Consider the following 19,915-nt stretch of genomic DNA (forward strand, 5'->3'; position numbering starts at 1 on the left):
GCGCGTCAGATCTTGAATTCCGCGATCAGGGGCAAGTGGTCGGACATGCGCCACCACACCCGTCCGCGCGGGACATGCAGGCCCACTGGGGTCAGGCCCCGGGCATAGACATGGTCGAGCTGCGCCAGCGGCAGGCGCGCGGGATAGGTGAAGGCACGCTGCTCCTCGTATTCGAGCAGCCCCAGCCCCGCGAGCATGCGGCCGATTTGCTTCCCCCAGTCGTTGAAGTCGCCCGCCACCAACAGCGGCGCATTGCGCGGAACCTCGCGTTCGATGAAGCGCTCGAGCAGGCCCACCTGGCGCACCCGGCTGCCCGGAATAAGGCCCAGGTGCACCACGATCACATGCACGTCGCGCCCGTGTGCATGCACATGCACATGCAGCAGACCACGCTGCTCGAAGCGGTGGTCGGAGATGTCCTCGTGCTGGTGGCCCGCCACCGGCCAACGCGACAGCAGCGCGTTGCCATGTTCGCCATGGCGGGTGATAGCGTTGGTGCGGTAAACGGCCTCATAGCCTTCGGGCGCCAGAAAGTCCGCCTGCGGCATGTCCGGCCAGTACGGAAAAAAACGCGCCTCGCGCCGGTGCAGCTTGCGCACCTCTTGCAGACAGACGATGTCGGCATCGAGCTGCTCCACGGCCAAGCCCAGGTTGTGGATCTCCAGCCGACGCATCGGACCCAGGCCCTGTACGCCTTTGTGGATGTTGTAGGTGGCAACCCTAAGAATGTTGCTGCTGTGCATATGATCATTGTCACCCAGCAGGTGCCCAGCCGAAAAGCCCGCTGATGGGAGTTTCATGCAGAACACAAAGTTCTACACTAAGGCGTCATCATTGTTACGCGGCTACGCCGAACGTATCCCTCTTCCATGGCAACCTCCCGCTCCCCCGACACGCTGGCTTTGGTGGTGGACAGCAATGTCACCTCGCGCGGCCTGCTGTCGGCGCAATTGCGGGATTACGGCGTGACCAAGGTGGTGCAGTGCAGCCGCATCCAGGACGCACGCAGTAGGCTGGAACACACGGTTTTCGACTACGTGCTGTGCGACCAGTACTTTCCGGACTCCCAATCCAGCGGCCAGACCTTGCTGGACGACCTGCGCCGCGCTCAGCTGCTGCCCTTCTCGACCGTGTTCTTCATGGTCACCACCGAGGCCACCTATGCAGCCGTGGCCGAAGCGGCCGAATCGGCGCTGGACGGCTACCTGCTCAAGCCCTTCACACCGCTGACGCTGTTCGAGCGCCTGAGCGCAGCACGCCAGCGCAAGACGCACCTGCGCCCCATCTTCGACGCCATCGAACAGGGCGACTTCGAGGCCGCTGCCAAGCTGTGCATTGCCCAGTTCACCGGGCGCAAGCCCTACTGGCTGTATGCCGCGCGCATAGGCTCGGAGCTGCTGCTGCGGCTGGGCCGCCACGAGGAGGCGCGCCTGCTGTTCGAGGCCATCCTCAAAGCCCGCGCCATTCCCTGGGCCAAACTGGGCGTGGCCCGCACACAGATCGAGGCAGGCCACCCGACACGCGCCGTGGCCACACTGATGGGCCTGATCGGCGAAGACCCTGGCTACGCCGACGCCTACGATGTGCTGGGCCGCGCCCAGGTGGAAATGGGGCATTTTGCCGAGGCGATCGAAACCTATCGCACGGCCAGCGAGCTGACACCCGACTCCGTGGTGCGCCTGCAGAAGCTGGGCATGATGTGCTACTACATGGGTGAGCGCGCCACCGCGGTGCAGGTGCTCTCGCGTGCCGTGGTGCTGGGCATCGATTCCAAGCTGTTCGACTACCAGTCGCTCGTGCTGCTCGCATTCGCCCACTTCGACGAAAAGGACGGCAAGGGCATCGACCGCTGCATTGCGGACTTTGGCCGTGTCCTGGACAAACATGGCAACAGCCAGCGCATCCAGCGTTTTGCGCAGGTCGTGGGCACGCTGCAGGCCATCCACCAGAATCAGGTGGCCCGGGCCGTGCAATTGGTCCGCAGCATGGCTCCGGAGATCCGGCACAGCGCCTTCGACCTGGAGGCCGCCTGCAACCTGGGCAGTCTGCTGTCGGTGCTGGCCAACACCTCCATCGATCTGCAAGAAGGCCACGAGTGGATCGAAGCCATCGGCATGCGCTATTCGAGTACGCGCGGCCTGTGCGAGCTGCTGGCCAGTGCCTGCCGCAGCTGCGAGGCCTATGCGGACAAGATCCGCGATTGCCTGCAACGCGTGAACCGGATGGCCGAAGAAGCCATGGCGCAGCACCTGGCCGGCGCCCCTGCCCAGGCCCTCGACTCCCTGCTGCAGTCCACCCGCAAACACCTCAACACCAAGCTCATCGACCTGGCACAGCAGCTCCTGCTGCGCCACCAGACCCATCTGCCCGACGCACCGGCGCTGCAAGAGCAGATCGACGATCTGCGCACCCAATGCGGCAGCGCCCCGGCAAGAGCCCTGCTCGGACAAGACAGCGAACGCCAACCCGGTGGAGTGGCGCTGCGCGCGACGGCCAACGCGTCAGCGGCCTGACGGCCCTGGAGCGCCCTGCACACCAGGCAGCACCGCCAAGCGTGGCAGCCAAAGGCAGGCCTCGGCATTGGAAGGCGAATAGCAGGCGTCGGCCGCATCCAACCAGGGCAGCCATTTCCAATCCACATGCTCGCGCGGGTTGAGCACCACCGGCGTGCCGGCCGGCACCTGAAGACTGAACAGGTGCTCGGTGTTCTCGCACACACCGGGCGCGTAGCGGTGCAGCCATTGCGGGTAGATGCCGTAGATGTTCTCCAGATGCCAGTCGCGCAGGATGCAGCCGGGCGCCCGCGCATCGATGCCGGTTTCCTCCCAGACCTCACGCACGGCGGCTTCTTCAAAGCTCTCGTGAAGATGGTCTTTGCTGCCGGTGACCGATTGCCAGAACTCCGGCGCATCGGCCCGTCGGATCAGCAGCACATCGAGCGCGGCGGTATGGATCACCACCAGCACCGATTCGGGAATCTTGTAAGACCGAGGCACCGCCCTGCCCTGCTCAGCCGCCACGCTCCTTTTGCGCGCCAGCGCGAACGGGCACGTCCGGCGGCAGTTCCTTGGCCTGCAAGGCACGCACCTGCACCACCAGCTGGTTGTGCGCGTCCAGGAAGGCCGCCGCAATCACTTTGCCCTCGTTGGTATTGCTCCAGCCAGCGCCCGCCCCGCCGCCCAGCTTGCCAAACGCGATGCCGGCCACGCCCAGATCGGTGGTGCGCGCCGAGCCCGTGGCCGCCGCCACCTGCTCGGTGGTTTCGTTGTCGGACAACAGCAGCGCGGTCTGCGCCTCCTTGAGCTTGACCTGTTCGGCCAGCCCGATCAGGCCCGCCATGTCGCGCAGCACCGGGATCATGGCCATGATGCCCGCCAGGCCGCGCCCGGCGTCCTGCTCGCTGAAGGTCAGGCTGGGGGTGAGCGTGTACTGCGCCTCGTAGCCCTTGCCCTTGGCCACGGTGGTGTTCTTGCGCAGCACGCCGGATTCGCGCAGCTCCTGCTCCTGCAGCGTGCCGCGCAGGCCGGCCGCGCGGTCCACCACGCGAAAGCACCCACTCTGCTGCGCCAGCAGCTTGACCAACGGCACGGGCGAGGCCGGCAACTGGTAGGCACCGCCCATCACGTAACCATGGGGGTTCTCGGCCAGCGCCAGCGTGGCCACGGGTGCGTCGCAACGCACCAGCTCGCGCGCGGCGTTCTGCGCGCCCTGCGGCCCGGCCGATCCGGTGACTACCGAGCCGCCCTGGCCCAGTTCGGTTTTCTTCTCGCCACAGGCCACCAGGGCCAGTGCCACCAGCAGCGCAACGCAGGAAGTTTTCAAGCAATCTCGGGCCACGTTCATCCTCGGTCAGTCAAACGGCGCATGCGCCATGAAAAAAGGGCGCCCGAAGGCGCCCCTGATTCTGCCCCATGGCCGGGTTCAGGCCTTGGCCGCGTCGGGGTTGCGCAGGCGGATATGCAGCTCGCGCAACTGCTTCTCGTCCACGGGCGACGGTGCCTGCGTCAGCAGGTCCTGGGCGCGCTGGGTCTTGGGGAAGGCGATCACGTCGCGAATCGACTCGGCGCCCGTCATGAGCGTGATCAGGCGATCGAGGCCAAAGGCCAAGCCGCCATGCGGGGGCGCGCCGTACTGCAAGGCGTCCAGCAGGTAGCCGAACTTGGCCTGGGCGTCCTCGGGCGTGATCTTGAGGGCGTCGAACACCTTCTTCTGCACTTCTGCACGGTGGATACGCACCGAACCACCGCCCAGCTCCCAGCCGTTGAGCACCATGTCGTAGGCCTTGGCCAGGCACTTGCCGGGATCGGTGTCCATCAGGTCCTCGTGACCGTCCTTGGGGCTGGTGAAGGGGTGGTGCACGGCCACCCAGCGGTCTTCCTCTTCGTCGTGCTCGAACATGGGGAAGTCCACCACCCACAGCGGCGCCCAGCGGTTCTCGAACAGGCCGTTCTTCTTGCCGAACTCGCTGTGGCCGATCTTGAGGCGCAGCGCGCCGATGGCGTCGTTGACGACCTTTTCCTTGTCGGCGCCGAAGAACAGCAGGTCGCCGTTCTGCGCGCCCGTGCGCTTGAGCACTTCAGCCAGCGCGGCGTCGTGGATGTTCTTGACGATGGGCGACTGCAGACCATCGCGCCCATTGGACAGGTCGTTCACCCGGATGTAGGCCAAGCCCTTGGCGCCGTAGATCTTCACGAACTCGGTGTAGCCGTCGATCTCGCCGCGACTGATGCCGCCGCCTTCGACCGAGCCACCGGGCACGCGCAGGGCCACCACGCGGCCGCCCTTCATATTGGCGGCGCCGGAGAACACCTTGAAGTCCACGTCCTTCATCACGTCGGTCAGCTCGGTGAATTCGAGCTTGACACGCAGGTCGGGCTTGTCGGAGCCGAAGCGGTGCGCCGCTTCCTGGTAGGTCATGGTGGGGAATTCGCCCAGGTCCACGCCCAACTGCTGCTGGAACACTTCCTTGATCATGCGCTGGAAAATGGCGCGGATTTCCTCTTCGCTCAGGAACGAGGTTTCGCAGTCGATCTGCGTGAACTCGGGCTGGCGGTCGGCGCGCAGATCTTCGTCGCGGAAGCACTTGGTGATCTGGTAGTAGCGGTCGTAACCGGCCACCATCAGCATCTGCTTGTAGAGCTGGGGCGACTGGGGCAGCGCGAAGAACTGGCCGTCATGCACACGGCTGGGCACCAGGTAGTCGCGCGCGCCCTCGGGCGTGCTCTTGCCCAGCATGGGCGTCTCGATGTCGATGAAGCCTTCCTTGTCCAGGAAGTTGCGCACCTGGATGGCCGTCTTGTAGCGCAGCATCATGTTGCGCTGCATGTGCGGGCGGCGCAGGTCCATCACGCGGTGCGTGAGGCGCGTGGTTTCCGACAGGTTCTCGTCGTCCATCTGGAACGGCGGCGTGACGGAGGGGTTGAGGACCTTGAGCTCGTGGCACAGCACCTCGATCTTGCCGCTCTTGAGACCGTCGTTGGTCGTGCCCTCGGGGCGCGCGCGCACCAGGCCCACCACCTGCACGCAGAACTCGTTGCGCACTTCCTCGGCGGTCTTGAACATCTCGGCGCGGTCGGGGTCGCACACCACCTGCACGGAGCCTTCACGGTCACGCAGGTCGATGAAGATCACGCCGCCATGGTCGCGGCGGCGATTGACCCAGCCAGCCAGGGTGACGGTTTGGCCCAGCAGGGCTTCAGTGACTAGACCGCAGTAGTGGGAACGCATGGCCATGGCAAAACTTCCGGCGCCGTCGTGGCGCATAAAAAAGGTTACTTGATTGTTGCGGGAACGGGGTCAACCGGCGCGACCACGCCCATGGAAACGATGTAGCGCAAAGCCGCATCGACACTCATGTCGAGTTCGACGCAATCGCTCTTGCGCACCATCACGAAATACCCGCCCGTCGGGTTGGGCGTGGTGGGCACGTACACGCTGACGAATTCATCGCGCAGGTAAGCAGCCACCTCGCCGCTGGGTGCGCCGGTGACGAAGGCCACTGTCCACACCCCCTCGCGCGGCCACTGCACCAGCACCGCGGTGCGGAAGGCATTGCCGCTTTCGGAAAACAGGGTGTCCGACACCTGCTTGACGATCGAATAGATCGACCGCACCACCGGGATGCGGCTGACCAGGTGGTCGCCCCAGGCGACCAGCTTGCGCCCGGCAAAGTTGCTGGCCACCGCACCGGTCACCAGCAGAATGAGCAGCGTCAGCAGAACCCCGAAACCGGGGATGTGGAAACCCAGCAAGCGGTCCGGATGCCAGGCCTCGGGCAGGATCAGCAGCGTCTGGTCCAGCATGCCGACGATCCAGTGAAGCACCGAAATGGTGATCGCCCCAGGAACGATCACCAGCAGACCAGTGAAAAGCCACTTGCGCAAGGGAGCCATCTGGGGCTCAACTCGACGCGGCCGGGCTGGCCGCAGCGGCAGCCGGACAGCTGGCGCAGGATTCCTTTGCGGCTGCGGGCGCAGATTCGCCGGAACCGGCTGCAGCACCGCTACTACCGCCACGGAAATCGGTCGCATACCAGCCCGAGCCCTTGAGCTGGAAACCGGCAGCCGTGATCTGTTTGGAAAAGGCTTCCGCCCCACAGGCCGGGCAGGTGGTCAGCAGAGGATCCGAGATTTTTTGCAGCACATCCTTGGCATGGCCACAGGAGCCGCATTTGTAGGCATAGATTGGCATATCGCGAGCCTGGACTGTTAGTGCAAAGCCTTCAATTATAGGCGGCCTCCCTGCTTTCAAGCCGGAAGGCCGCAACCAGAGCTGCACGGTTACCGCCCGATTCAGGCCCCGGCGCTGCCCTCGTAATGGTGCACATGCCCCTTGTGGTCCGGCACGAACTGCGGCAGCAGCGAGCCCGCCACCATGCCCACCAAGGCAGCCAGCAACCCGGCGAGTTGCTGCGGGAACGCCTCCGACAGCGATGCACTGGCCACGAACAGCAACCACACACCCAGGCCCATGGCCACCGCCATCAAAGCGCCCTGCGTGGTGGCGCGCTTCCAATAGAGGCCGAACACCAGCGGCACGAACGCCCCCACCAGCGGCACCTGGTAGGCACCAGAGACCATTTCATAGATCGACGTGCCCTGCATGGTGATGGCATAGGTCAGCACACAGCCCGTGAACACCAGCACGGACACCCGCATGGCCTTGAGCGTCATGGCATCGCTCATGCCTGGACGCAGGTTGCGCAGGATGTTCTCGACGAAGGTGGTCGATGGCGCCAGCAGCGTGGCCGACGCCGTGGACATGATGGCCGACAGCAACGCACCAAAGAAGGCAATCTGCAATACCAGCGGCATGCGCTCCATGACCAGCGTGGGCAGCACCTTCTGCGGATCGTCCTTCAGCAGGGCCTGTGCCGTCTCGGGCATGATCAAAATGGCAGAGGTGACCACGAACATCGGGATGAAGGCGAACAGCAGGTAGAGCACGCCACCGATCACCGGGCCGGTGCGCGCCGTGCTGGCACTGTTGGAGGACATGACGCGCTGGAACACGTCCTGCTGCGGAATGGAACCCAGCATCATGGTGATGGCCGACGCAATGAAGAAGGACCACTCCTTCATCCCCCCATCCTTGGGAAAGAACTGGAACTTTCCTTCGCGCGCAGCATAGTCGATGACCTTGCCGGCGCCACCGGCCAGATCGGCAGCAAACCAGGCGATGGCGATCAGGCCCAGGGCAATGACGATCATCTGCACAAAATCGGTCAGCGCCACCGACCACATGCCACCATACAAGGTATAGACCAGCACCACCAGCGTACCGAGCACCATGCCCGCGGTGATGGACATGGCGCCCTGCGTGAGCAGGTTGAAGACCAGACCCAGGGCCGTGATCTGCGCGGCAACCCAGCCGAGGTAGCTGAAGATGATGATGGCGGAACACAGCACCTCGATGGACCGCCCGAAACGCTGGCGGTAGTAGTCACCCAGCGTGATCAGGTTCTTCTGGTAGAGCCGGTAGGCAAAGAACAGGCCGACCAGCACCAGGCACATGGACGCACCGAACGGGTCCTCGACCACAGCGCCCAGCCCGCCATCGACGAACCGCGCCGAGACGCCAAGCACCGTCTCGGAGCCAAACCAGGTCGCGAACGTGGTCGCAATCACCACGGCCAGCGGCAGGCTGCGGCCCGCCACCGCATAGTCCGCAGTGTTGTGCACGCGCGTGGCGGCATACAGGCCGATGGCAATGGATGCGAGCAAATACAGAACGATGAAGGTGACCAGCATGCGCCGCTCCGCGATGTAGGTGGTGGTTATGACAAAACGACGCGCATTATCTGCGCATCCGTTGCACAACGGGACCGGGCACCACCGAGATGGGAAGAAACCCCTAGAAAACCCGCACCCGCACGATGATCTGCATCACGATCAGGCCCAGCACAAACCCCAAGCCCGAGTACAGCAGTCCCTGCAACAGATGATTGGTGCGCCGTTGCTCGCGCAGCAACTCCAGCAGCTCACGCTGCTGCTGGGGCGTCCCCTGGCGCTGCAGGTGGTCGTGCAAGAGTCGGGGCAAGGCGGGCAGGATCTTGGCGTAGTGCGGCAACTGGTCGCGCAGTTCGCGGCGCAGGCGCTGGGGGCCAAGCTGGTCCAGCATCCACTTTTCCAGGAAGGGCTTGGCCGTGCTCCACAGGTCCAGGTCGGGGTCGAGCTGGCGACCCAGGCCTTCGATGTTGAGCAGGGTTTTCTGCAGCAGCACCAGCTGGGGCTGGATCTCCACATTGAAGCGCCGCGAGGTCTGGAACAGCCGCAGCAACACCATGCCCAGGGATATTTCCTTCAGGGGTCGGTCGAAATACGGCTCGCACACCGTGCGCACCGCGGCCTCCAGTTCGTTGACGCGGGTCTCGGGCGGCACCCAGCCGCTTTCGATGTGCAGCTCGGCCACGCGCTTGTAGTCGCGCCGGAAAAACGCGGTGAAGTTCTGCGCCAGGTACTCTTTGTCGAACTCGGTGAGCGTGCCCACAATGCCAAAGTCCAGCGAAATATAGCGCCCGAAAGTGGCCGGGTCCAGGCTGACCTGGATGTTGCCGGGGTGCATGTCCGCATGGAAAAATCCGTCGCGAAACACCTGGGTGAAGAAGATGGTCACCCCGTCGCGCGCCAGCTTGGGAATATCGACCCCCGCTTCGCGCAGACGATCCACTTGGCTGATGGGCACGCCATTCATGCGTTCCATCACCATCACTTCGGGGTGGCAGAAGTCCCAGTGAATGATGGGCACTTCCACGAGGTTCAGCCCTTCCATGTTGCGGCGCAACTGCGCGGCATTGGCGGCCTCGCGCACCAGGTCCAGCTCGTCGTGCAGGTAGTTGTCGAACTCAGCCACCACCTCGCGCGGCTTGAGGCGCTTGCCATCGGCCGACAGGCTTTCCACCCAGCCCGCCATCATGCGCATGAGGCTCAGGTCTTTCTCGATGACATGCAGCATGCCCGGCCGCAACACTTTGACAGCAACCTCGTGCTGCTGGCCCTTGCGGTCACGCAGGCGAGCGAAGTGCACCTGGGCAATGGAGGCGCTGGCCACCGGCTCACGCTCGAAATGCTCGAACACCTCGCCAATGGGTCGCTTGAAGGCGCGCTCAATGGTGGCAATGGCCACGGCGGGGTCAAACGGCGGCACCCGGTCCTGCAGCAGCGCCAATTCATCGGCGATGTCCGGCGGCATCAGATCGCGCCGCGTGGACAGCACCTGGCCGAACTTCACAAAAATCGGCCCCAGCCGCTCCAACGCCTCACGCAGACGCTGCCCGCGCGGCGCACTCAGGTCGCGCCCCACCGACACGGTGCGCGCCAGCAGGCGCAGCCAGGGCTTCTGGAAGCTGGTGAGCACCAGCTCGTCCAGGCCAAAACGCAGCACCACCCAGACGATGGTGGCCCCTCGGAAGAATTGCTTCATGGAGTGGTACGTTCCACGGACCAGCCCGACGGCCCACCAGCGGGCGGCACACGGTCCTGCAGAAAGCCGCGCAAGGCCTGCGCCGCGCTGCCCGCCAGATTGGCCAGGGTGTGCGCAGGCACGTCCCCGATCAGGCGCGCCAGATCGTCCTCTACATCCCAGCGCAGGTTGTCGGCCAGCCATTGGATATCGCCGGCAAACTGCACATCCCCATCAATGCGCACGCTCGGGCGTTCTCCGCGCAGTGCGGCCTGCGCCAGATCCAGGGGCGACGCCTGCATGACCTCCAGGCGCAGATCGGGCGTGGCCGCTGGGGGTGCCAGATCAAAGAGGCCCGCCGGTGTGACCCGCAGCGCCATGAAGAAATGGCGCCACTGCATGCGCACCACCCGCCCACGGCTCGGAACCAGCCGCTGGGTGGCCGCGCTTTCCTGCATCAAGACATGGTTGAGCAGCAACACCACGCGGTGCTGCACCTCGTGCACCAGCCACTGCGGGGGCTGCGTGCCTGCGGCCATGCGCTCGAACACGCTGCCGACAAAAGAAAAAGGGGACTGTGTTGCCATAGTCCCCGATTATTCCCCGAACCGCGCGCTCAGGCGCATGATCCGGTCAAATACACGGCTTTACTGCAGCGCCTGCACGCCCGCCACCAGCCAGCCGCTGCGCCCTTCCTTGGGCTTGGTCATGTTCCAGACTTCACGGAACGGGCTGGGGCCGGCCGAGGGCTCCTCGCGGATCAGGCCCGAGAACTCGACGCTGGCCATGTAGGCGTTGCCCACATCCTCGATACCGAGCAACTGTGCCTCCAGCATGACCACATCGGTCTGGTTGGGCTGGCCTGCGCCCTGGGCTTCGCGCTCGGCCAGCTGGCTGCGGATCTCGTCCAGCATGGCGTCGGTCATCATGGAGCGCAGGGTGGCCACATCGGCCTTGTCCCACGCAGCCTGCAGGGTGATGAAATTGCGCCGCGCAGCTTCGGTAAAGCCCGCCACGTCAAAACCCTCAGGCACGCCCCAGTTTTGCGAACCACCCAGTGCCGAACCGATGACAGAGCCCGCACCCGCCTGGCGCTGCGCCTCGAACGCCATGCTGCTGCGCTCCCAAGGACGCGCCGAAGCGTCGTTGCCCACATTGGCGGGACTGTAGTCACGCGGCACCGACGCCTCCTGGGGAGAGGCCGCAGGCGCGCCCGCCCCCTGGAAGGCCAGAGGCGCACCACCCGCCACGGCAGGCGCCTTGCGGCCGCGCATCACCATGCGGATGACCGCGAAGGCCGCCACGGCGACCAACAACACCAACAGAAACTGACCGAAACCTTCCCCCATGCCCAGGCTGTGGGCCAGCCAGGCCAGGCCCAGGCCTGCCGCCAGGCCGCCCAGCATGGCGCCCCAGGGCTTTTTGGGGGCGGCCTGCGGCGCAGCCGCAGGCGTTGCGGGCTTGGCCGGTGCAGCGGCATTCTGTGTGGGAGCCCCTGGTGCAGCCGGGGGGGTGGCATCGCGTTGCGTCACATTGCTGGACTGCTGGCCCATCGATTTGCCTCCGCCCAGGCGCTTGGCCTGCGCTTCAGGCTGGACGAACACCAGGGCCAGCACAAACAGGGCAGACAAAAGGGTTTTCATGGCGGGGATCTCCTTGGAAGTCACACTTGCTATCTCAACTCAACACTTGATACCCACATGCAGGGCGACCACGCCGCCAGTCATGTTGTGGTAGTCCACATGGCCGAAACCGGCCTCGTGCATCATGGCCTTGAGCTCTTCCTGACCGGGGTGCATGCGGATGGATTCGGCGAGGTAGCGATAGCTGTCGGCATCGCCCGTGACCAGTTGACCCAGGCGCGGCAGGATGTTGAAGGAATACCAGTCGTAGGGCTTGGCCAATGGCTGGGCCACGCGCGAGAACTCCAGCACCAGCAGCTTGCCGCCGGGCCTGAGCACGCGGCACATCTCGCGCAGCGCAATGTCCTTGTGCGTCATGTTGCGCAGGCCAAAGGCCACGCTGACCAGGTCAAAGTGCTGGTCGGGAAACGGGAGCTGCTCCGCATCGCACACCAGGGTGGGCAACACCACGCCCTTGTCGATCAGTCGGTTGCGACCCACGCGCAACATGGCTTCGTTGATGTCGGTATGCACCACACGGCCACTGGCGCCCACCTTGCGGGCAAAAGCCAGCGACAGGTCGCCCGTGCCCCCGGCAATGTCCAGCACCTGCTGGCCTTCCTGCAGGTTGGCCACCATCACGGTGTAGGCCTTCCAGGCGCGGTGCAGGCCACCGGACATCAGGTCGTTCATCAGGTCGTACTTGGACGCGACCGAGTCGAACACTCCGCGCACACGGCGTGCCTTTTCTTTCTCATCGACCGACTGGAAACCGAAATGCGTGGTGCTCATGGTGGAAATGCTAGCGGTGAAGGGTTCAACCCCGCGAATGCGTGGGATATAGGATTCTAAAGCCTTAGCGGCATCCAAGGCTTATCGATAAAGCGCCATCAGCTATAAAAATGATAGCGCGCGAAGTGTTGCAAATTGGCTTTAGCCACAGCCGGAACCGGAGCCGCACCCCGATCCATGGCCATGGGAGGGCTTGCGCCCAGGCATGGGGGTGTCCCGGTCCACCCCTGCAGCCTCCAGGCGGCGCAGGTAATCCTCCCACCGCGCAGCCTGGTGCTGGCCCAGCGCGTAGAGGTAGTCCCAGGAGTAGATGCCGCTGTCGTGCCCATCCGAGAACTGAAGCTTGACGGCGTAGTTGCCCACGGGCTCGATGTCGGCGATTTCCACATTCCGCTTGCCCGTCTGCAGCACCTCCTGGCCAGGGGCATGGCCCATGACCTCGGCCGATGGGGAATAGACGCGCAGCAGCTCAAACGGCAGGCGGAATGCAGCGCCGTCGGAGAACACCAGCTCCAACTGGCGCGACTGGCCGTGTACGGTGATGGATTGGGGGGTGGGTGAGCCGGAAGTGAGACCTGCCATGGATACCTGCCTGAGAACATGGGCCTGTGCCAGAAAGAGCCCTATTGTCCCACTGCGCCAATGCCCAGCCCGCCAGCGCAGGCAAGCCTGTGGCACTGGCTTGGCATACGATGCGCTGCCATGCCCTCGCGCCATTCATACACCATGCCCCTGCTGCTGACCTTTGCAACCCTTGCCGCCCTAATGCTGACGGCGCTGGCGCTGCTGCGCTGGCACGACGCCCGAGCCGACAGACAAGAGTGGCTTCGCCTGGCGGCCTTGCAGCCCTCTGACCCCGGGCGCTTCAACCACGCCATGGTGGCGGAGCTGCCGGAGCCCGCACGCAGATTCTTCCAATTCAGCATTGAAGAGGGTGCCAGGCTGTGGACGGTAGCCGAGATCGACATGGGCGGCCAGTTCAGCCTGGGCAGCAAGGAGCAGCCCCGCTACCAGCCCATGCAGGCCTGGCAGATACTGGCGGCACCGCACGGCTTTGTCTGGCAGCTGAAACTGCCCGGTGCGCTGCCCGTTTCGGGATCGGATGCCGGTCACTGGACCCGTTTTCGCCTGCTGGGGCTGGTGCCTGTGGCGCGCCAGGGCGGGGACGACGACCACACGCGGTCAGCCTTTGGCCGTTACGTGGCCGAGGCTTTGCTGTGGACGCCGGCGGCCTTGCTGCCCGGCCCCGGGGTCGAGTGGAAAGCTCTTTCAGAGCACAGTGCCCGGGTGACTGTGCGCCACCAGGGGCTGGAGCAGGCCGTGGACCTGCACGTGGACGCCCAAGGGCAGCCACTGCATGTGCAGTTCATGCGCTGGAGCAATGCCAATGCGGAGCGCATGTACCGCGAGCAACCCTTTGGGGCCGTGCCGTCCCAGTTTCAGCCGGTACAGGGTTTTCGCGTTCCGCTGCGCGTCGAGGCGGGCAATCACTACGGCACCGAAGCCTACTTCCCCTTCTTCAAGGCCGAGGTCACGGCCTTGCGATTTCCGCCCCCCCGGCCATAGCCACAGCCGCCTGCAAGCGCGCGTGCAACTGCCCATCCAGCGCAGGCAGGCGCTCGCGCAGGGCGTCTTCCTGGGCGCTGTCGCGCCCGCGCTGGGCTGCCGCCCAGATGGGTGCAGGGAAATGACTGTCCCAGCCAAAGCGCGCAATCACATGCCAGTGCAGGTGCGGCACCATGTTGCCCAGGGCGGCGAGGTTGACCTTGGTGGGTGCCAAGTGCTCGCGCAACACCTGCTCGACCACCGTGACGGCGTCCATGCAGTGCCGGCGCTCGGCCTGCGTCAGGTCGGAGAACTCGGCCACATGGGCGTTCCAGACCACGCGGTAAAACGCCGGGAAGCCCGGCTCGTCGGCGCGGATCACGCGCAGGTGCGTGCCGCGCCAAACCAGCTGTCCGCCGTCCGTCATGCACAGCGGACAGGTCATCACACCAGCACCCGCTCGATGCCGCCCGCGTTGGCCTTGGCCACGTACTCGGGCAGCCAGTTCTCGCCAATGATCTGCTTGGCCATCTCGATGACGATGTAGTCGGCTTCGAGCAGGCCGGTGGAGAGGTCGTCCTGGTAGCGCGTGATGCCCTGCAGGCAGCTCGGGCAGCTGGTCAGGATCTTGATGTTGTCCTGCGCGCCCACGGCGCCGCTGGCGCGCAGTTGCGCTTCGCCCTTGCGGATTTCCTGCTCCTTGCGAAAGCGCACCTGGGTGGAGATGTCGGGCCGGGTTACGCCCAGCGTGCCCGATTCGCCACAGCAGCGCTCGCTCTTGAGCACCTTGTCGCCCACCAGGGCGCGCACGGTCTTCATCGAGTCGCCCTGCTTCATGGGGTTGTGGCAGGGCTCGTGGTACAGGTAGCCGCCCTGCCCAGCCGGCAGCGTGATGCCTTTTTCGAGCAGGTATTCGTGGATGTCGATGATGCGGCAGCCCGGGAAGATCTTGTCGAACTCGTAGCCCTGGAGCTGGTCGTAGCAGGTGCCGCAACTCACTACCACGGTCTGGATGTCCAGGTAGTTGAGCGTGTTGGCCACGCGGTGGAAGAGCACCCGGTTGTCGGTGATCATCTTCTCGGCCTTGTCGAACTGGCCGCTGCCGCGCTGGGGGTAGCCGCAGCACAGGTAGCCCGGCGGCAGCACGGTCTGCACGCCCGCATGCCACAGCATGGCCTGCGTGGCCAGGCCCACCTGGCTGAACAGGCGCTCAGAGCCGCAGCCGGGGAAGTAGAACACCGCCTCCGTGTCGGCCGTGGTGGTGGCCGGGTCGCGGATGATGGGCACGTAGTCCTTGTTCTCGATGTCCAGCAGCGCGCGTGCTGTCTTGGTGGGCAGACCGCCGGGGAGCTTCTTGTTGACGAAGTGGATCACCTGCTCCTTGACCGGCGCCGGGCCCACGCTGGCAGGCGGGCGCTGCGTCTGGCGGCGCGAGATGCTGCGCAGCACGTCCACCGCCATGCGCTGCGCCTTGAAGCCCGCGCCCACCATGGCGGCGCGCAGCAGCTTGATGGTGTCGGGATTGGTGGCATTGAGCATGGCCATGGCCAGCTTGTTGCCGGGGCGCCAGCTCTTCTTGCCCATCTTGCGCAGCAGGTTGCGCATGTTCATGGTGACGTCACCAAAGTCGATCTTCACCGGGCAAGGCGTGTAGCACTTGTGGCACACGGTGCAGTGGTCGGACACGTCCTCGAACTCCTGCCAGTGCTTGATGCTCACGCCCCGGCGCGTCTGCTCTTCGTACAAAAAGGCCTCGACCAGCAGCGAGGTGGCCAGGATCTTGTTGCGCGGCGAGTACAGCAGGTTGGCGCGCGGTACATGCGTGGCGCACACGGGCTTGCACTTGCCGCAGCGCAGGCAGTCCTTCACGCTGTCGGCAATGGCGCCGATGTCGCTCTGCTGCATGATCAGCGACTCGTGCCCCATGAGGCCGAAGCTGGGCGTGTAGGCGTTGGTCAGGTCGGCGAACAGCGGCAAGGAATCCTGGGCATTTTTGGCCTCTGACGCTTTCTCAGCAAGCGCTGAATGCTCCTGATTTCGTAGCAACTTACCCTTGTTGAAGCGGCCGTGGGGATCGACGCGCTGCTTGTACTGCGCAAAGGGGCGCAGCTCGTCTTCGGACAGAAACTCCAGCTTGGTGATGCCGATGCCGTGCTCGCCCGAGATCACGCCGCCCAGGCTGCGCGCCAGGTGCATGATGCGCCCCACCGCTTCGTGCGCGGTCTGCAGCATCTCGTAGTCGTCGCTGTTGACGGGGATGTTGGTGTGCACGTTGCCGTCGCCCGCGTGCATGTGCAGCGCCACCCACACGCGGCCCTTGAGCACCCGCTGGTGGATGGCCGTGCACTCGGCCAGCAGGGGCGCAAAGGCGCCACCATTGAAGATCTGCTGCAGCGGGGCGCGGATTTGCGTCTTCCAGCTGGCGCGCAGGCTGTGGTCCTGCAGTTGCGGGAACAGTGTGTCCACCTCGCGCAGCCACTGCGCCCACAGGCCACGCACCTCGGCCACCAGGGCCAGGGCCTGCTGCACGCGGTCTTCCAGCAGCTCGGCGCTGGGCAGCTCGCTGGCGTCGTCGGTCTTGCCCAGCGGCAGGTTGCCCCGGCGCAGGAAGGCGTCCAGCTCGTCGCACAGGCGCAGCTTGTTGCGCAGCGACAGCTCGATGTTGATGCGCTCGATGCCGTCGGTGTATTCCCACATGCGTGGCAGCGGGATCACCACGTCCTCGTTGATCTTGAAGGCGTTGGTGTGGCGGCTGATGGCCGCCGTGCGCTTGCGGTCCAGCCAGAACTTCTTGCGTGCCTCGGGGCTGATGGCCACAAAGCCCTCGCCGCTGCGCGAGTTGGCGATGCGCACCACCTCACTGGTGGCGCGGGCCACGGCGTCCTGGTCGTCGCCGGCGATGTCGCCCACCAGCACCATCTTGGGTAGCCCGCCGCGCTTGGACTTGGTGGCATAACCCACGGCCTTGAGGTAGCGGTCGTCCAGGTGTTCCAGGCCGGCCAGCACCACGCCCGAGCGCTTTTGCTCGGCGAACATGAAGTCCTTGATCTCGACGATGCTGGGCACGGCGTCCTTGGCATTGCCGAAGAATTCCAGGCACACGGTGCGCGTGTGCGCGGGCATGCGGTGCACCACCCAGCGTGCGCTGGTGATGAGGCCGTCGCAGCCCTCCTTCTGCACCCCTGGCAGGCCCGACAGGAACTTGTCGGTCACGTCCTTGCCCAGGCCCTCCTTGCGGAATTGCGCGCCGGGAATGTCCAGCCGCTCGGTGCGCACCGGTGTCTTGCCGTCGGCTTCGAAGTAGCGCAGCTCAAAGCTGGCCATGGCAGCGTCGTGGATCTTGCCCAGGTTGTGGTCCAGGCGCACCACCTCCAGCCATTGCGCGTCAGGCGTCACCATGCGCCAGCTCGCCAGGTTGTCCAGCGCCGTGCCCCACAGCACGGCCTTCTTGCCGCCCGCGTTCATGGCGACGTTGCCGCCGATGCACGAGGCCTCGGCGCTGGTGGGGTCCACGGCAAACACGTAGCCGCCGCGCTCGGCGGCATCGGCCACGCGCTGGGTCACCACACCGGCTTCGGTCCAGATGGTGGCCACCTCGCGGTCCAGCCCGGGCAGGCGCACCATCTCGACCTCGGTCATGGCCTCGAGCTTTTCGGTGTTGATGACGGCGCTGCGGTCGGTCAGCGGAATGGCGCCGCCGGTGTAGCCCGTGCCGCCCCCGCGCGGGATGACGGTCAGCCCCAGCTCGAAGCAGCCCTTGACCAGCCCGGCCATCTCGGCCTCGGTGTCGGGGGTCAGCACCACGAAGGGGTATTCCACGCGCCAGTCGGTCGCGTCGGTCACATGGCTCACGCGCGAGAGGCCGTCGAACTTGATGTTGTCGCCCGCCGTCAGCCGCCCCAGCACCCGGCGTGCCTTGCGGCGCAGTTCGGCCGTCTGCTGGAACGAGGCGTCAAACCGCCCCACCGCAGCGCGTGCGGCCTCCAGCAGCTCGCCCACCAGCGCGTCGCGCGCGGCATCCTTGTCGGGGGTGCGGCGCTTTTGCACCTCACCCAGGCGGTGCTCCAGCGCCTGCACCAGCTGGCGGCGCCGCTGGGGGTTGTCCAGCAGGTCGTCCTGCAGGTAGGGGTTGCGCTGCACCACCCAGATATCGCCCAGCACCTCGTAGAGCATGCGCGCCGAGCGGCCGGTCTGGCGCTCCTGGCGCAGCTGCTGCAGGGTGCCCCAGGCCTTCATCCCCAGCAGGCGGATGACGATCTCGCGGTCCGAAAAGCTCGTGTAGTTGTAGGGAATCTCGCGCAAACGCACGGGTTCGGGGGCCTGCGCCGTGAGGGCGGCCAACGCGGTGGGGGCATTCATTCGGTGGAACCTGGGTTAGGGCAGTGCGCCTCGGGCCTGCGCTCAACGGGTTTGCCGGGGCAAAACGCTGTGCGCAGGCTACAGCCTGGGAGACTCGGAACCTGACATTCTAAAAAATTGACGCATCGCCCGCTGCAGCGCAGGCGACGCATCCCCGGCCAGCCCGTTGCCACTGCGCAGCGGACAGGCCCAGTCGATCAGAACAGCACGCGGCAGCGCAGCGTGTGCGGCACCTGCTGGAGCTTTTGCAGCGCCAGTTCGGACGATTCGGCATCGATGTCGATCACCACATAGCCGATGGCCTCGTTGGTCTGCAGGTACTGGGCGGACACGTTGATCTGGTTGTCGGAGAAGATGCGGTTGATCTCGGACAGCACGCCCGGCACGTTGCGGTGCACATGCAGCAGACGGTGCTTGCCACTCTGGGCCGGCAGGGCCACGGCCGGGAAGTTGACCGACGAGGTGGTCGTGCCGTTGTCGCTGTAGCGCACGAGCTTCTCGGCCACTTCCACGCCGATGTTGGCCTGCGCCTCCAGCGTGGAGCCGCCGATGTGCGGCGTGATGATGACGTTGTCCAGCCCGCGCAGGGGCGAGACGAATTCATCCTTGTTGGTGCGCGGCTCGACCGGGAACACGTCCACCGCCGCGCCGAGCAGCTTGCCAGCCTTGAGCGCATCGGCCAGCGGCTCGATCTCGACCACCGTGCCGCGCGAGGCGTTGATGAGGATACTGCCCGGCTTCATAGCGGCGATTTCGGCGGCGCCGATCATCCACTGCGTGGACGGCAGCTCGGGCACATGCAGCGAGACGATGTCGCTCTGCGCCAGCAGGTCCTTCAGGTTGGCCGCCTGGCGTGCGTTGCCCAGCGGCAGCTTGGCCACCACGTCATGGAACACCACCTGCATGCCCAGCGCCTCGGCCAGCACCGAGAGCTGCGAGCCAATGGCGCCATAGCCCACGATGCCCAGCGTCTTGCCGCGTGCCTCGAAGGCGTTCTCGGCACTCTTGAGCCAGCCACCGCGGTGCGCCACGGCGTTTTTCTCAGGCACGCCGCGCAACAGCAAAATGGCCTCGGCCAGCACCAGCTCGGCCACCGAGCGGGTGTTGGAATAGGGCGCATTGAACACGGCGATGCCCCGGTCGCGCGCGGCGTTCAGGTCCACCTGGTTGGTGCCGATGCAAAAGCACCCGATGGCCACGAGCTTGTGCGCGTGTGCCAGCACCTCGGCCGTGAGCTGGGTGCGCGAGCGGATGCCGATGAAGTGCACATCAGCGATGCGCTGGATGAGTTCGTCCTGCGGCAGTGCACCGGAGAGGGATTCGATCTGGCTGTAACCGGCGTTTTGCAGCACCTGCAAGGCAGAGGGGTGCAGGCCTTCGAGCAACAGAAACTTGATCTTGCTTTTGTCGAGCGAGGTGGGGTTCATGGCAGTCCTGGGTCGGTGAAGCGCAGGCGGCCCGCCACAGGGGCGCCCAGCTTCGGGATGGCGGGCCATCCTAGCATGGTGCGGCGCACAAAACCGCCTTATGGAGAGGCGCCACTACCAGCGTCAGGGGCAAGGGGTTTGCACCTGCATACCGGGGTTTACCCGGTCACTCCAGACGCCCCGGCGTGGTTACAAAGGCCCTTCGCGGGTGTGACGACTTCTTTCTGTAACAATTTCGCCATACGCTGTTTGCTTTTCACTGTCCTACCT

The 19,915-nt window shown here is 65.3% G+C and carries 17 protein-coding genes; 2 read left to right on the plus strand and 15 right to left on the minus strand.

The genetic code is table 11. From position 1 onward, the window contains the following. Positions 1-5: 5 nt before the first annotated feature. Positions 6-743, minus strand: a complete 738-nt coding sequence (locus GWK50_RS14400) for an endonuclease/exonuclease/phosphatase family protein (RefSeq protein ID WP_162017063.1) — start codon at positions 741-743, stop codon at positions 6-8. A 126-nt stretch (positions 744-869) separates the two neighbouring features. Between GWK50_RS14400 and GWK50_RS14405 the strand changes: the two genes are divergently transcribed. Next, positions 870-2,513: a response regulator gene (locus GWK50_RS14405; RefSeq protein WP_162017064.1), complete on the plus strand. Its 1,644-nt coding sequence runs from the start codon at positions 870-872 to the stop codon at positions 2,511-2,513. Here the strand turns inward: GWK50_RS14405 and nudB are convergent. The 11 genes from nudB to GWK50_RS14460 all read right to left on the minus strand — a co-directional run bounded on the left by nudB (position 2,502) and on the right by GWK50_RS14460 (position 12,896). Then, positions 2,502-2,996 carry a dihydroneopterin triphosphate diphosphatase gene (nudB, locus tag GWK50_RS14410; protein WP_162017065.1) on the minus strand — a complete coding sequence of 165 codons (495 nt, stop codon included), beginning with the start codon at positions 2,994-2,996 and terminating at the stop codon, positions 2,502-2,504. The two genes, GWK50_RS14405 and nudB, sit on opposite strands and share 12 nt — an antisense overlap. Before the next feature lie 13 nt (positions 2,997-3,009). Continuing rightward, positions 3,010-3,822, minus strand: coding sequence for a CsgG/HfaB family protein (locus GWK50_RS14415; protein WP_242455390.1), 813 nt, complete (start codon positions 3,820-3,822; stop codon positions 3,010-3,012). Positions 3,823-3,921: 99 nt separating this feature from the next. Next, positions 3,922-5,733 carry an aspartate--tRNA ligase gene (aspS, locus tag GWK50_RS14420; protein WP_162017067.1) on the minus strand — a complete coding sequence of 604 codons (1,812 nt, stop codon included), beginning with the start codon at positions 5,731-5,733 and terminating at the stop codon, positions 3,922-3,924. Positions 5,734-5,771: 38 nt separating this feature from the next. Continuing rightward, positions 5,772-6,392, minus strand: coding sequence for a DUF502 domain-containing protein (locus tag GWK50_RS14425; protein WP_162017068.1), 621 nt, complete (start codon positions 6,390-6,392; stop codon positions 5,772-5,774). A gap of 7 nt (positions 6,393-6,399) precedes the next feature. After that, positions 6,400-6,690, minus strand: a complete 291-nt coding sequence (locus GWK50_RS14430) for an FmdB family zinc ribbon protein (protein ID WP_162018130.1) — start codon at positions 6,688-6,690, stop codon at positions 6,400-6,402. Between the two features lie 101 nt (positions 6,691-6,791). Further along, positions 6,792-8,249, minus strand: coding sequence for a sodium:solute symporter family protein (locus tag GWK50_RS14435; protein ID WP_162017069.1), 1,458 nt, complete (start codon positions 8,247-8,249; stop codon positions 6,792-6,794). A 103-nt stretch (positions 8,250-8,352) separates the two neighbouring features. Further along, positions 8,353-9,921 carry a ubiquinone biosynthesis regulatory protein kinase UbiB gene (gene ubiB / locus GWK50_RS14440; RefSeq protein WP_162017070.1) on the minus strand — a complete coding sequence of 523 codons (1,569 nt, stop codon included), beginning with the start codon at positions 9,919-9,921 and terminating at the stop codon, positions 8,353-8,355. After that, complete coding sequence (locus GWK50_RS14445) at positions 9,918-10,487, minus strand: hypothetical protein (protein ID WP_162017071.1); 570 nt, start codon at positions 10,485-10,487, stop codon at positions 9,918-9,920. Before GWK50_RS14445 ends, ubiB begins: the two co-directional genes overlap by 4 nt. 60 nt (positions 10,488-10,547) lie before the next feature. Further along, the gene (locus GWK50_RS14450; protein ID WP_162017072.1) at positions 10,548-11,543 is read right to left on the minus strand and encodes a Tim44-like domain-containing protein; all 996 of its coding nucleotides are present in this window, start codon (positions 11,541-11,543) and stop codon (positions 10,548-10,550) included. Positions 11,544-11,582: 39 nt separating this feature from the next. Next, positions 11,583-12,314, minus strand: a complete 732-nt coding sequence (gene ubiE, locus GWK50_RS14455) for a bifunctional demethylmenaquinone methyltransferase/2-methoxy-6-polyprenyl-1,4-benzoquinol methylase UbiE (RefSeq protein ID WP_162017073.1) — start codon at positions 12,312-12,314, stop codon at positions 11,583-11,585. Between the two features lie 141 nt (positions 12,315-12,455). Further along, positions 12,456-12,896: a DUF971 domain-containing protein gene (locus GWK50_RS14460; protein ID WP_162017074.1), complete on the minus strand. Its 441-nt coding sequence runs from the start codon at positions 12,894-12,896 to the stop codon at positions 12,456-12,458. Positions 12,897-13,016: 120 nt separating this feature from the next. Here GWK50_RS14460 and GWK50_RS14465 point away from each other — a divergent pair, with 120 nt between their 5' ends. Then, entirely contained in the window at positions 13,017-13,880 is an 864-nt protein-coding gene (locus tag GWK50_RS14465) for a DUF6544 family protein (protein ID WP_197905021.1), read from the plus strand. Here the strand turns inward: GWK50_RS14465 and GWK50_RS14470 are convergent. The 3 genes from GWK50_RS14470 to serA all read right to left on the minus strand — a co-directional run bounded on the left by GWK50_RS14470 (position 13,846) and on the right by serA (position 19,645). Further along, positions 13,846-14,304, minus strand: coding sequence for an HIT family protein (locus GWK50_RS14470; RefSeq protein ID WP_162017075.1), 459 nt, complete (start codon positions 14,302-14,304; stop codon positions 13,846-13,848). The genes GWK50_RS14465 and GWK50_RS14470 overlap by 35 nt on opposite strands. Further along, positions 14,304-18,218, minus strand: a complete 3,915-nt coding sequence (locus GWK50_RS14475; protein WP_162017076.1) for an FAD/FMN-binding oxidoreductase — start codon at positions 18,216-18,218, stop codon at positions 14,304-14,306. Before GWK50_RS14475 ends, GWK50_RS14470 begins: the two co-directional genes overlap by 1 nt. A gap of 197 nt (positions 18,219-18,415) precedes the next feature. Continuing rightward, the gene (serA, locus tag GWK50_RS14480) at positions 18,416-19,645 is read right to left on the minus strand and encodes a phosphoglycerate dehydrogenase (RefSeq protein WP_162017077.1); all 1,230 of its coding nucleotides are present in this window, start codon (positions 19,643-19,645) and stop codon (positions 18,416-18,418) included. Positions 19,646-19,915 lie beyond the last annotated feature (270 nt).

Source organism: Acidovorax sp. 210-6, assembly GCF_010020825.1.
GTDB classification, from domain to species: domain Bacteria; phylum Pseudomonadota; class Gammaproteobacteria; order Burkholderiales; family Burkholderiaceae_C; genus Simplicispira; species Simplicispira sedimenti.